Below are 14,405 nucleotides of genomic sequence, written 5' to 3' on the forward strand. Positions count from 1 at the left end.
GCGACGTTCCATGTCGCAGGAGAAACGGATGCCCTTCGTTAGCGAACGCTCTTTGTTAGCCAGTGCCAATTCAAGCGTTGTGGGAATGATTCGTTGTGAGGACTATTGGTCTGAAACGGCAAATAGGCGGCTGTAGCGCTCAATGCGCCGTTCAATCGCGCGTGTTAGCACCTCACTGTGGGTGTCGAGTAACGTAAACGTATGCTTAGCCCGCGTCACGGCGGTATAAATCAATTCTCGGGTGAGTATCGGCGAGAGTGAATCCGGCATCACCAGCGCGGTATGGCTAAACTCCGAGCCCTGCGACTTGTGAACGGTCATAGCGTAGACCGTTTCAATGCGCTGCAAACGGCTAGGCAGCACCCAGCGAATACCGCCTTGGCCATCGGGGAACGCCACACGCAGCGTTAACCCGTTCTCTTCTTTGGGTACTGTCTTGGTGTTGGTCGTAAAGTGACGTGGTGCGTTCAGGGTAATGCCGATATCCCCATTCATTAGCTTTAAGCCGTAGTCGTTACCGGTGACTAATACTGGACGGCCTTCATACCAGTGGCTTTCAGCCGCTGAGGCATCAATCCATCCCCCACGTATCAGTGCCTGCTCAATACGCTCATTGAGCGTTTCCACACCCCACGGCCCTTGGCGCAGCGGTGTTAATAGCTGAAACGTGCTGTGTGCTTTGAGAATAATGGCCGCCCAGTCGTCCCAAGTGGATTTATCGTCTTCTAGGCCAGGGCGGGTGTCTGTTTGCTGAATGCACTGCAGGTAGTGGCTAAGGCCGAGTGCGTGAGGGTTATTTTTTCGTCCTGCGACCGCTAATGTCGCTAGCTTGTGGTAAGGCGCGGTTGCTGACAGCGATAGGTGGGCAAGGTCTTGATAGCGGGCGTCTGCCAGTACGGCGTTCGCCTGCTTGGCATTGCCTGCGTTGATGGCGTCGGCGAGGTGCCCGATGCCACTTTGGCTATCAAAGCGAAAGCTGTGGCGCAGCTTGGCGACCGCCTGATCCAGCGCCTGGCCCGAAGGGTTCGTCAAGGAAGTGTCGAGCGTGTAACCCGTGGTGGCGGTGATCCATTGAGCGGTAGGGTCGCTGTAGTGCCCCTCATCAGCGCGTTGGCACAAACTGCCCAATACGGCACCGGCTTCTACCGAGGCTAGCTGATCTTTATCGCCAATTAATACCAGTCGAGCGTGGGAGGGCAGCGCATCCAGTAGTGCTGCCATCATCTCAATATCCACCATAGAAGCTTCATCCACCACCACCATGTCATAAGGTAGCGGGCGGTTAGCATGATAGGCATAGTGGCGCGTATCTGGGCGGGCACCTAGTAATCGGTGCAGTGTTTTGACCTCCTTGGGCACGGATTGCTGCGTGCCGTCAGGGAGCTCAATATCGTTCAGCGCAGCCACCTGTTGGGCAATTGATTCGTTGAGTCGAGCGGCTGCCTTACCCGTCGGTGCCGCCAGCGCAATCGTCAGCGCGGGCTGTTTAGCGAGACGCGTTAACCCTTGCAGAAGCGCCAGCAGACGAATGACCGTGGTGGTTTTTCCTGTACCTGGGCCACCGGTAATCACAGCAAAGGGGGCGCGTGCGCCAATCGCACACGCCATTTTTTGCCACCGTACATCGTCCGCATGAGGTACATCAGGCGGAAACAGACGGTTCAGCAGGTCGGCGGCTTGATCGCTGGGCCAATCGGTCACGTGTTCAAGGCGCGCGTTCACTGCCGCGGTGATGCGCTGCTCGTGCTGCCAATAGCGGCGCAGATAGAGCGTGGAGCCGACCAGTACAAGAGGCTCATTGCCGTTAGTGCCGGTGCCCACCGCCGACCAAGCCCGTAATGCTTGTTCCCAGCCGGTGTCTGCATAACGGGCAATAATTGCGTCGGGTGTGGGCAGCTCGGGCATGGCCTCCTGAGCTTGTACAGCGATCAGCGAGCGGGGCTGTTTGGTTAACGTTTTCAGATCGAGCAAGAGATGCCCTTGCCCGGCTAAATGGCTGACCATCGCCGCCGCTAGCAAGCAGGGGCCATCGGCCTCTGGCGCAAGCCGTGCTAGCTGGTCAGCGAACGCTGCATCGAGATCGCGAATCCACCCCGCGCGTGCCCAGTCGAAAAGCGTGGTCAGTAAGGATTCGTTATCCGATAAGTGCAGGGTATTCATACCGCCACCTCCTTGTGATTTTCTCCAGCCATCAGGTCATCCAAGCGCTCGATAAACGCAAGGGGTGGCTTAACACGCAGAACGCCACGGCTAGGCGCTTGTATGCCCCGCAGAAAGACCAACATGGCACCGCCAATGTGATGGTCATAGTCGTAGTCAGGCAAGGTTTGGCGCAGATGGCGATGCAGTGCCAGCAAGTAAATACACAGCTGCATGTCGTAGCGCTTATCCAGTGCTGCTCGCGCAAGTGCGTCTTGGGTGTAAGCCACTTCAGAAGGCCCCAGCCAGTTCGATTTCCAATCAATCACGTAATACTGGCCGTTGTGTTCTGCGAGTAGGTCGATAAAACCTTTCATCAAACCGTTGAGCTGTTGAAAGCCCAGCGCTGGCCGTGGCTCTCCTGGAAACAGCGTCTCCTTCACTAGCTTATCGAGTACCGGGGTCTTGGCATTGACCGTTGCAAACCAAAAATCAGGTTCAGCGCGGTAATGTGTGAGCGATGCCAACACCGGGCCTTCCTCGCCTTCTGCTGCTAGTGGGGTATGTAACCACGCCGTGATACCAGCTTTTAAGGCAGGTGCATGTGCTTCCCAACCTCGTTGAGCGCAGCGCTGCAGCATACGCTGAGTAAGCTCTGGGTCACGGCTAGCGTTATCAAAACCTTCGTTCGCCAGCGTTTCTAATACGCCGTGCAAAAAGGTGCCGGGGTTAGGGCCTTTAGGAAACGCATGCAGCGAGCCCACTTCAGGCGTGCCTTGGATAAAGGCGGTGCGTATCGGCTGATGCTCTTCCGTTTCAATTTCTGCCTGAGGCGTTTCAGGGGCATTCACACCTTTTTGCTGCAGAGCCGAGTAGCTGGCAATCCACCATGGGGTGAACGCTGGGTGGCTCGGTGTTCGTGCGGTCTTTAACTCAGGGTTGGTCGCCTGTACTTGGTAGCTAACCTCCTCGCTTGTGGCAGGATGGGAGGTAATGTGGAGGCAGGCTTCTGAGTGTACCTGCCACGCGCTTTTAATCGACCCAAGGTCGGGTAATACCTTCCCACCACCTAACAGATAACCAATACCGGATTTATCGATTTGAGCTTGTTTGCTGCGACCATGCTTCAGGGCGGCTAACCCGATAAACGTCGCGTGGCGGGCGCGGGTTAGCGCGACATACAGCAAGCGCATATCTTCAGAAAGCCGCTCATCATTAGCCGCTTCAAAGCCCTCTTTCGCCTCATCTTTACTATTGGCTAACTCTAAAAACGCGTTGCCGCTTTCATCGTGGAACAGAGGCGTGCCCCATTTCCCGCTAATTTCTTTAAACGTCGCGATAAAGGGCAGAGCGACAATCGGGTACTCCAGTCCTTTCGATTTGAAGATGGTCACCACCTGGATCAGGTCGGCATCGCTTTCTAGGCGCAGGATTTGCTCATCGCGTTTTGGGTCTTGAATATGTTCACCGAGAACGCGAATCAGCGCCTGGTCACCGTCTAAGGTATCGCTCGCCTGTTGGGCCCATTCGGCAAGGTGCAGCAGGTTAGTTAAGCAGCGCTCCCCTTGGGGTTTAGCGAGCAGCTGCTCCGGCACACGATAATCGTGCATCAGCTGACGTAAGGCAGGCAGTACGCCCTGGCGATGCCAGCGTGCGCGATACTCAGCAAAACGTTCTTGCGTTGCTTCCCAGGCGAGCTCGTTATGGTGAAGTTCATCTAGTTGAGCAAGGCTCATTCCCAGCGTTGGCGTGGCAAGTGCTGCGCGAAGCGTCGAGACCGATTCAGGATGAGCAATGGCTTTAAGCCAGCGCCAGCAATCTTTCGCTTCTGGGGTAGCAAATACGCTGTCGCGGTCAGATAGATAAACACTAGCTAGCTGGCGTTCGCTCAATGCTGAACGGATAGCAGCTGCCTCTATGCGGTCGCGCACCAAAATAGCAATGTCGCTCGCCTGAAGTGGCCGAAACGCTTGGCCGGTAGTGTTTTCAAAGCCTGAGGCGTTTGAGGCAGCGTCGTTAAGCCAGCTGGCGATTTGATTCGCGCAGTGGCGTGCGGCCTGCGCAAGGTAGCGCTTCTTATTCACCGGTTCGTCATCTTCACCCACCCACCACGCTGTCAGCGCCGCTGCCGGCTTGCTATTCAGTACTAGCGCTTCTTTTCGGCCATTCGCACCTGCCGGTGTAAACGGCATGGGGTTTTCTTGGGTTGTTTCGTTGGCAAACCTGAAGGCTTTTCGCGTAAACGTAGTTTCGGCATGCCGAAAAAGCTGATTAACAGAGGCCACCACGTTCGTGCTTGAACGGAAGTTCGTTGCCAGGGTGTGATGACGAGGATACGTGGCAGCACGCGCCTTTAAGTACGTATAGATATCGCCACCGCGAAAGCCGTAAATGGCTTGTTTGGGATCGCCAATCAGGATCAGTGCCGACGAAGGGTCGTTCTCTTGCACTTGATAGATTGCATCAAAAATACGGTATTGCGCAGGGTCGGTATCTTGGAACTCATCGATCATCGCCACGGGAAACTGCGTGCGTAGCCTGTGTGCGAGTGCATCGCCGCCTTTGCCGCTAAGGGCATCAGCAAGGCCTTGGATCATACCGTCAAACCCCATCTCAGCACGTTGTGATAGCTGCTTGTTTACTCGGTTGGAAACCCACTCGCGTGCGTCGGCCAGTACCAGCGGCTTCAGTTCTTTGGCTTGAGTGTGAAGACTAGTGGACAGCTCATGCCATGCCTCTAGCGCCTCATGAATCTCAAAGGGGGGTAGCGTGGTGCCTTTATTGACTAACAGCTGGCTGGTGGCGAGTTTAGGAACAAACTTACACGCGGCCAGGCAACGCTTTCCCTGCCCCCAGGCGTCCAGCTCTTCTAACCAGATGGCAAACGTTGCATCGTCATTCTTACCCGTAAACCTTTTACCATTGAGTTTGGGACGAAGGGTGTGCAGTGCTTGGTGTATCGCTTCTGCGTCCTGGCAATAGGCATGCCGTGCCTTATCTTCGGCCTCATTGAGCGCTTCACGATCGGTAAGCAGTCCCCGTAGCTGTACCTCCAGGTCTTTTTTGGGTAACGGCGCGCCTGCAAAGCAGAGTTGAACATCATGGCGCTGTAATAAAGTGCGTAAGGCACCATGTAGCGCTATTGGCGATGCGAATAACTCCATCATCACTCCTGCCATAGGAGCGTCCATGGGGTAAATGCGTGTCCGCCAATAATCAAATACGGCCTCCTGCGTTAAGGAGGAGAGGTCTTTCACTATCTCTTGATGAAACAGTTTCCCGCTATCGAAGGCATGCTCCTTGAGCATCCGCTGCGCCCAGCTGTGGATGGTAGAAATAGCGGCGTCATCCATCCACTCGGCGGCCACTTCTAACCTGCGGGCGCAGAGCGGCCAATGGGCGCGAGGATAATCGTCGCGCAGCTGCGCCAGCAGGGGGTCGTTTTGATGCAAGCCATCGTCACCCTCTGTTGCCCTAAACGCCTCTGCGGCTTGCACCAAGCGGGCACGGATGCGGTCTTTCAGCTCTTGGCTAGCGGCTTCTGTAAAGGTGACGACCAAGATATCCGGCGGCACCAGCGGCATCGTGAAGCCATTAGTGAAGGAGTGGCTGTCATCATCGGGCTGTCCGTGGCCGAGTACCAAGCGCACGTACAAGAGCGCAATCGTAAAGGTCTTACCCGTACCGGCACTGGCTTCAATGAGTTGGCTACCACGCAGGGGAAGGCCCAGGGCTAATGGGGTAGAAGACGACTCAGTTGAAGGGAGCGTGGTCATTAGCGTGCCTCCTGTTCAGTATCTGGCTGCTCAGCGGTTGGATGCTCAGTGGCTGTTAGCTCGGCTACCCAGTCGTAGAGGTCACGGTAAACATCCTGACAAGCAGTCAAAAACTGGTCGTTAGATAAAAAATCTTCCAGGGTAGGTAACTCACGCACTGTCATAGGACTTCGCTGCAGTAGCTGGTCGCACGCCTTTTCCCATTCCTCCACTAGCTTCTCGCTTTGGCATAACGCCTCTATGTCGAGTGGGTTAACGCCGTCAGGTGCGTATTCAAATAGCGTAAATGCCAGTGAAGAATGCGTGGGTAATGGCGTCTGCATGGCGCTAAACCATTGACAAATTAACCTATCCAACCACTCTGCCGCCTGGGCTTTGGAAAAGCCAGGTATGGTCAAGGTACCGCTTGGTGAGACCAGGTGCGTAGTTGATTCTGGGTGGGTGAGCTGTAGCGCTAGATGTGCTGGCCAGTGGCGCATGATCTGGCTCCAATGCCAGCTGTTACCTTGGTGCAGATGGCTGGAAAGTAATACGATCCGTACTGTTTCCGTCTCGCTACAGAACACATTATCCAGCGTATCGCTCAGGGTGATATGCACCGGCTGAGTTTGGTCAAAAGGCGCTAGCGTGTCAGGTGTGATCTCTGCAGCGTGAGACACCGAGACCACCGGGTGAGCGGCGTCAGGATAGCGACGCAGCAGTGTCTGGTAGGCTGAGAGGGTGTCAGGCAAATGCTCTAACAATGCGTGTTGCACAATGGGGCCTACCGGTGAGGGCGGGTAGTGGCCTGCGCGCTGGCGTGTATTGACCGTTTGTTGAAAAAGCTTGTCGATGTCGGCATTTCGATCACTAGTGAGGCGCTGGCCCAGATAATGCAATATGGCGTCGCGCTGTTGCCACTTTTCAAGAGAATCAAAGTCAAACGGTTCGTCGTCCTCACTCGTCGTGTGATCGTCATGCATGGACGTTGCTAGCCGCTGCTGAAACAGTGCACTCACGGGGTCGCGCATAAAGCTGGCCAAGGCACTCAGCGTCACCGTGCTTTCTGGTTGCCATAGCGGTAGCGGGGCAGAGGCTTGCAACAATGTGGTCTCAGCAGTTGTTGAGCGGACGCCTTGCCACTCGCGGGCATACGTAAACAGTGGTGAGGTTTTATCAAAATACGCATGACCAAAGGGCTGAAGCGGGTGCTCCACGGTTAAGGTGGCCAGCAGGCTACGCCGCTGTTTTTCGCGCTCATCGGCGGATAAACGCGCTGGCGTATCTTGCGCTGCTAGCCGCCAACCAGCGGCAATATGGTCACGCAGTTGCCCCACTAGTACGCTAGGCGGCTGTTCTTGGTTATCTTGTGCGCTAAAACCACACCAACTAATCACTAGTCGCTCGCGTGCTGACAGCAACGCTTCGAGGAACAAATATCGATCGTCGTCACGTCTTGAGCGATCACCAGGGCGGTAGTGTCCGCGAATGGCCATTAGGTCAAAGTCGGGTGCTTGGCTTTTACGAGGGTAGGCGCCTTCCTGCATACCCAACATATACACGTGGCGGAAGGGGATCGCGCGCATTGGCATAAGTGTCGCAAAGGTGACGCGCCCCACGATAAAGTTCTGTGCCAGCTGAGGTTCATCGATACGCGACAGCCAGCTCTCGCGTACCACGGCCAAGTTAATAGGCAGATCCATTTGAGCGTCGTGGATCTCTTGCTGCCACGCGTCTAACGTGGTTTGCACGTGCCCTAACAGCTGTTCTTCGCGTGGAGAAGTAGGCGCTAAGAAGGTAACGATCAGTTGGCCTAATACCGCTGACCAGTCGTCCGCTGACGGTGAGGTATCCAAGCGCTCTCGATAGTCTTCAAGGGCGGAAATGAGCCGGTAAAGCGAGCCGGCAATGCGTGCATCTAGGCCGGCAACTTCATCAAACGGCACAATGCCTTCCCAGTCATCGCCGGCCTCAGCAGGGGCACCAATGGCATACCCCATGAGCATGCGCTCAAGGCCAAAACGCCACGTATGTAACTCATCGTGCTCGGGCAGATCGAGTGAAGCGCGTTGCTGAGCAGTGAGTCCCCAGCGGATATTGGTGTCACGAACCCAGCGCTGAAGAATGGGTAGATCGCTCTCTTCAAGCCCAAAGGCATGCCGTAATGGTGGGATATCAAGGAGCTCCAACACTTCGCTGGTGCGAAAGCGCCGCTGTGGTAGCGTTAATAACGTTTCGAGCGCGACTAAGAGGGGCTCTCGGTGGCGGTACTGTTGGTCGGCAAGATGATAAGGCAGGTAGCGGCGTTCATGGGGCGAAAACTGGCCGAATACGGCTTCAATGTACGGGGCATAGTCGTTGATGTTCGGCACCATGACGATAATATCGCGTGGCTGTAGCGTGGCATCCTCCCCAAAGGCCGCTAACAGCTGGTCGTGGAGCACTTCCAGTTCGCGCTGCGGCCCATGACAGACCGTAAAGGTGATTGAACGATCCGTGGCGCTCAGCGCTGGCCAGCGGCTCTGGCTTTCAGCCACCGGCCGTAAATCTAAGAAGTCATCCTGTAACTGGCCCAATAAATAACGCGTATCCGGTGCGACAAAGCAGTCAACGGGTTGTTGGAGCGCCGTAAAGGCGTCTTGATACTGTTCTGTCGCGTCGTATTCGCTGAGCAGGTGTAGGTAATCACGCCCCTGCTTTCCCCAGGCGGCCAGAAGCGGATGCGCATGTAGATGCAGCGCTTCCGGTGTCGCGTGTAGATCGGCAGGCATGCCTTTTTTACGACGCTGTCGATGATGGCGCCGCAGTGCATCTCGCGTCTCAATAATATCGCCCCAATAGTGCTGGCAAGGATTGAGCAAACACAAAATCACTTCTGATAGCGGCGAAAGCGCGGCAAGCACTTCGATCATCTGAAGGGGCAGGGATGAAATGCCAAACACCACGATTCTGGGAGAGAGGCCTTCTGGTCGTTGAGAGAGTTCGTTAGCCGCCGTTTTAAAGCGCTGATGTATCGCGCCGCGGTGGCTATGGCGAGCCTCTTCCCCCAAGCGCTCGGCAATCGTGTCACCCAGTAAGCGCCATAGCGTGGGTTGCCATAAGTGCTCATCGTCTAACGGCTGTTGGCGTGCTGCGCTATCTAAAACCCCCTGCGTGAGGATGTCATCGCCTCGTTCCCAAGCCGTTAGCCAGTCTGCGCGATAGACCTGATACTGATCGAACAGATCGGCAATGCGTTCGGCTAACTGATACCGCTTGCGTGTATCTGGATCCTCCTCAAGATAGCGAGCCAGTGGCTCAAAGCAGGGATCCCTTAACACGTCGGGCAATAGAGTGAGGATCTGCCAACGTAGCTGGCCCTTATCAAAGGGCGAGCTTTTGGGCACGCTGTTGTCACCCGTAACGGCGTCAATCACTTGGCGGTATGCTTGCCACTGGAAGCGCGCTGGCAGCATGACATCTGCGCCAAGGCTGATGCCTCTGCCTACTCCACCCTGCGTCTCGGCCATAGAAATCTTCAGCCATTGGGCAATGCCGTTGCTTTGTACTAGAAACGTGGTTTTCTCCAGCGGATGCAGGGGGCGGTAGGCTAGCCACGCCATCGTGACATCACGCAGATCTTCCATGCGGTTGCCCTGAAGGACAATAAGGCCTTGGGTTCGTTTTTCATGGGCATTAGGAGCAGAGTAGGCAGCCATAAGAACTTCCTTGTTAAGAAAGATTTAAACGCCAGTGTAGCGCCAAACTAAGTGTATTGAGAGTATCAGTATGTCTGAATAATGCGACACAGAGCGTCGCACCCGTGCCGTATGCTGCTCCTTATGCAACGAAGAGGAGTGGGCATGGATACATTATTGCTGGACGATAATGGTGGCGGTGCTTTGGTAGGTGAATGTGGTAACGCGCATCAAGGTACTTGGCTAGTTGTTAAAGAGATGCATCTACGTGCCTTGGATATCCACGATGATCCGGTGCTGGAAGTGTTGGACTTTCGCGACTGTGGCGCGCAAACACACCTGCACATACAGCTAGACCGACTGCCTAACTTGCGCATGATCTATTTGCCTGAACTCTCCCAAGGTGCCGTTATCCATCTGTTCTGTACGGATGTGCCACGCTCATTATTCATTCATGGAAACGTCACTGAGTTAGATGCGGATTGGCAAGCTGGGACGCTGCGTTTGGTAGCTGATAAGGCTGCCTACGCGGGTGTGCGTCTTTTGGGGCATGATGCGCACAGTGACGATCTTTACCCTTCTGCAGGAAAGAAGAGTGAGGGCGGTGCATTAACGGTCAATCCCAATCAATTGTCCGTTGTGCTCAACCCAGGTCTTTTGCCTGCATGCCTACGGCTCTCAGGCGAGGGCACATGGATGCTGCCCGATGCGTCTCATGTCGAACAGTGCGTCATTGATGGCCCTGCTAAGGTGAATATAGAGAAAGCATCCGTTCTTGAAACACTGACCATTCAATCTAGCGGTTCCTGTGAGGTGTCAGGAATAAAAGCTTTAGCGACCGTAAAAGGAGCGCATAATCAATTACGTGAGACGCCGGACGCTCGGCCTCCCTCATCCTTACGCCATGCCGCTCGCAAATACCTCACGTTACGAGGGAGCGTAAAAGCACTAACCTTCGCCGACGCCTGGGATCATGTGCAGCTGCATACGCCACACTTAACAACACTCACGCTCAGCTGGGCAAAACATATCGCGTTATATCATTGCCGCGCTTTGACCACCGTATCGCTGCCCGATGGTGTGCCCGTAGACTGCTACGGCAGTGTTCCGCACTTACTGTTGAACCAGGCGCGCTTTTTTATTGATGAGTCGACGCTGGCGCAGTGCTTGACTCGAATAGAGGCGGGAGAGCATGGATTACTAGAGGGTGTGTTAAACGTGGTTGCGCAGCGCCACACTCCTCATGGCGTGTTTTACACATTAAGTACGCTGTTACGTTTGGCCAAACAAGGCATAGCGCTCAACGCGCTCTGGCAGTGCCGACGCTCTTTAAGTGGCTGGCAGCGCTTGGGTGGACGCAAGCGCAAACGCCTATCTTTAACCCACCAAGACTATCAACGTGCTGATAAGCGTTGGGCCTGGCAGCTGCCTGTGGATCGTGTTGAAGAAGGCTTTAGTGCGGATTTACACCTTTGGGCGTTGTGTATATCTCATAGTTCTGATGCTCGGGCATATCGCAAAACTCTGTTAAAAGAAGCACAAAAACGTGACTGTTTAGTTCACCTCTTACGTGTAGCAACCGTGGAGCAAGGCTTGCCCGCCTTAGTGGAGTTAGCGACGGACGTACTCGTCGCGCTGTATGGTCAGGGGGAATGGCCACGATTGTCACTACCGAATAGCCAGGCAGGCGTTGCACGCTATTTGCCACGGTTGCTACGTGCGCGAGACTTAACGCCATCGCAAACGACGGCCCTATTAAATGCTATCGCTAATCTTGCTCCTTGGATATCACTACCGGCGCTGTTAGCCCATCAGCTCGCCTACAACTCAGGTCCTACTCGGGCGCTGCTGATGACGTTATCTCGCCAGCCCGATGAATGGTTTCGGTGGCGTATGTCGGGGTTTCCAAACAGCCAGACCATTACGGCGGCTAAACAACAATTGCTGCAGTTAGCGTTAATGCCTGTTTCAAGAGCGCATGATCTGGCTCGGCTTATGAAGCATAAATAGCCGAACATAAATTTTCCGCTATGCTTATAATCTTGACGATTGAACCAGGACATTGAGTATGACATTACGCTTTGTACGATCTCTGTGGGACGCTGACCTTTAAGGCGCTGATAACGATCTAAACGCATGGAAAAAAGCCTGTCCTGCGTCGCCGTTCCCATGCCATTGTTCTGGGCTATCAGAACACACTCATGTGCCTAAAGTGTTATCAGGTTACGGCAGAGAGTATCAGATTTCTTTTGTATATTTACTTACGACATAGATATTACCCATCAAACGTGGACGCTGGTTTCAACGGTCATTCGAGCTTCAATGATACAGGACGCATCCGAGTAGGTGATTTCTAAAGTAGCGACTAGGGAGTTCGAGCGGTATTCATCCCATTCATGTTATTAACTGCGCAACATGAATGCACCTGAGAATGGGGTCACATCGGGTGTCCACTATTGCTGTGCGAGGCCAGACATCTACCACCGTAGCAGCCGTGACTCAGCTGAAGATGTGTTCAAAGAACGGATACGCAAACGCATCTTCAGCAAAACGACATTAGACGAAGGGGTGCACCCAGTTACAACTGCTTGTCGCAAGTTCTACTGCATCGTCTCGCTAAGCGGTGCCGGAAGTGCGAGCACTTTGTCTAGCCTTGTACGGATCTGACGGGCAGCTGTTTCTGCATCTTCTTCAAAACGTTTTATACCAGCATCCAGCTTCTCGATTAACGTATCACGGTGCAGGTCTTTTTTGACGAACATTAATAAAATGTTAATGCCCGGCAATAAATGCATAATTGAATTTGCGAAGTGGTCGGAGGTATCCCAGGTGATGCTGCTTGTATCCAAAAAGGCTTTGCCATTGAGGGACGTATCACGTCCAGCGCCGACGCTTTCCGGGCCGAGCTGCTCGCCGACTAAACAATAGATTACCGTCGCATCTCTAAGCGCCTGGGTTATCCACTGACGAATATCTGTTCCCAGGCAGCGGGAACCTTCCTGCACAATCGAGCCCACTTCACTCAGTACGCTGGCGTACATGCGGGTAATTCCCGCCTCATTGTCATAGTGCGCGAGTGCGTCTCGCCGCAAGGCAGCCGAACCTTCTCGGGCACGCAGCAAGAGTTGTGCTGGTATCTTCTCAATTAAGTTCTGACGAAGATTGGCCAGAATCGCCTCCAGCATTTCCTCTCGGCCGAATGCTTCTGTGCGCTGACCGCTGCGCAGAACCTGACTAAGGCTGCTTATTTCAATGATTCCGCTGTTGCAGGGAACTTGGCGGGTCAGGACCTCACGCAGCGCCTGCTTCTCCGGTTCGGACGCGATATCGGCTTTGGTCAGCACGAACAGTATGCGGTTGCCCTCGGAAATCAGGGGGGCAATGATCTTATCGAGCTCGAAATCCTCAATCCGGGCACCCTTAGCGCTGATGCAATAAACGACTGTGTGGATCCAGTCACTGATACTGTGCGAAGCGTCGCACTTTCGAGACTCTTGCTTAATCAGCGCTACCCACTTTTCAGCCTTGTTAGCCTCCATGCCCCAACTATCGTGGATTATCAGCTGCAAACCGTCCAGCGTCACCGGAGGATGGCGGTAGATGCCCTGGCTTACCCCATTGGACTCGGGCGTTACTGGACGCCCAGTCCCGACCTCTGCAACCTTGGCTCCCCATAGGTAGTTGAGGAGCGAGGACTTTCCGCAGCCAGATTTCCCGAGAATTAGCACGTTGACTTTAAGCATTTGCAACCCCGCGCCGCATGGCCTGTTTTACCATCTCGGCCATGATCTCAGTGTTGAAATATTCCGACAGCTCCTTCATGCGTCCACCTTTGAGCTCGTCGGTGACGACCTGCTCGCATATTTCCGTAATGGCATAGCCGATCGCACCAGTAAGAGCTGAGGCAACCGATGCATTCATTGCACCACCGACCCAGCTACCCACACCGGGGATGGCCTTGGCTAGATTGCCGGCAAGCGTCCGTCCAAGCTGACTCACCAGCATGCCGAATGCGCCACCGCCGGCTACCGTTTGCAACCCTGGCAAATCCCAGATAGATGCAAGTCGCGCCAGCATCGCCATTTGATTGCCAACGAGCAAAGGCGCGTCAGAGAATGGGATTGGGCTCGCCCCCATAGCTGCAGCAGTTGCAGAATGCTGCGCTACGATTTTGTGCGACTCTCTACGCTTCAGCTTAATCGCTTTTTTACTTGCAGAGATAAAACCGATCCGCAATGCTTCAGACAAGTTGTCATGCGCCCACTGAATCAGTGGATCAACGGTTAAACCGACGTCAGGATTGGTAGAGATTTCGAAAATGGTGACGCCCGGGCAGTTGTCTCTCACGGTGGCCAACATCTGCGCACTATCGGACTCTGACACCTGGTCAGCCTGCGTCATTACCACGGCGAGAGGCACTTGCATTGCGGCAACGGCGCGGACAGTCTCAAGGTCTATGTCGAACACACGGTGGTTGGCCTGACTAATGCAGTACCAAACTAAATGCACACGAGCCGTGAGGTCGCTTTCCTTCTCTTTGATGAAATTAAGGACGTGTGACTTGAAGCGTTCCTGCTGTTGCTGGCCGGACTCATAGCCTTCGCTATCATAAATACGGACCAACTGATTCTCGTAGGCGAGAACGCCCTCGGTGACGGGCTTGCCGGCACCGACCGCCGCCAGTTCCTGACCGAAGACCAGATTCACAACCGAACTCTTGCCGGCACCGGTAGCCCCCATCACAAGGATATTCGGCCGCTTTATATCTCGGCGTAACTTGTTGAATTCTTCAGAGAATTGGCCACCAAAATCATACTCGTCGCGCTTTTCCACT

The 14,405-nt window shown here is 54.5% G+C and carries 6 protein-coding genes; 1 reads left to right on the top strand and 5 read right to left on the bottom strand.

Going from position 1 to position 14,405, the window contains the following annotated elements; all coding sequences use genetic code 11:
- Nucleotides 1–102: 102 nt before the first annotated feature.
- The 3 genes from recD to recC are packed head-to-tail and all read right to left on the bottom strand — an operon-like array spanning nucleotide 103 to nucleotide 9,592.
- Nucleotides 103–2,160 (bottom strand): exodeoxyribonuclease V subunit alpha, encoded by a 2,058-nt coding sequence (gene recD, locus RN347_RS06395; RefSeq protein ID WP_311960590.1) that lies wholly within the window; start codon nucleotides 2,158–2,160, stop codon nucleotides 103–105.
- Nucleotides 2,157–5,915 (bottom strand): exodeoxyribonuclease V subunit beta, encoded by a 3,759-nt coding sequence (gene recB / locus RN347_RS06400; protein ID WP_311960591.1) that lies wholly within the window; start codon nucleotides 5,913–5,915, stop codon nucleotides 2,157–2,159. Before recB ends, recD begins: the two co-directional genes overlap by 4 nt.
- The gene (gene recC / locus RN347_RS06405; RefSeq protein WP_311960592.1) at nucleotides 5,915–9,592 is read right to left on the bottom strand and encodes an exodeoxyribonuclease V subunit gamma; all 3,678 of its coding nucleotides are present in this window, start codon (nucleotides 9,590–9,592) and stop codon (nucleotides 5,915–5,917) included. The genes recB and recC overlap by 1 nt, the downstream gene beginning before the upstream one ends.
- Before the next feature lie 144 nt (nucleotides 9,593–9,736).
- Between recC and RN347_RS06410 the strand changes: the two genes are divergently transcribed.
- A complete protein-coding gene (locus RN347_RS06410) occupies nucleotides 9,737–11,581 on the top strand; it encodes a hypothetical protein (RefSeq protein WP_311960593.1) in 1,845 nt (614 codons plus the stop codon).
- Between the two features lie 590 nt (nucleotides 11,582–12,171).
- Here the strand turns inward: RN347_RS06410 and RN347_RS06415 are convergent.
- Nucleotides 12,172–13,314 (bottom strand): GTPase domain-containing protein, encoded by a 1,143-nt coding sequence (locus RN347_RS06415; protein ID WP_311960594.1) that lies wholly within the window; start codon nucleotides 13,312–13,314, stop codon nucleotides 12,172–12,174.
- Entirely contained in the window at nucleotides 13,307–14,404 is a 1,098-nt protein-coding gene (locus tag RN347_RS06420) for a GTPase (protein ID WP_311960595.1), read from the bottom strand. The genes RN347_RS06415 and RN347_RS06420 overlap by 8 nt, the downstream gene beginning before the upstream one ends.
- Nucleotide 14,405 lies beyond the last annotated feature (1 nt).

This window comes from Halomonas sp. PAMB 3264 (assembly GCF_031954245.1).
Lineage (GTDB): Bacteria > Pseudomonadota > Gammaproteobacteria > Pseudomonadales > Halomonadaceae > Vreelandella.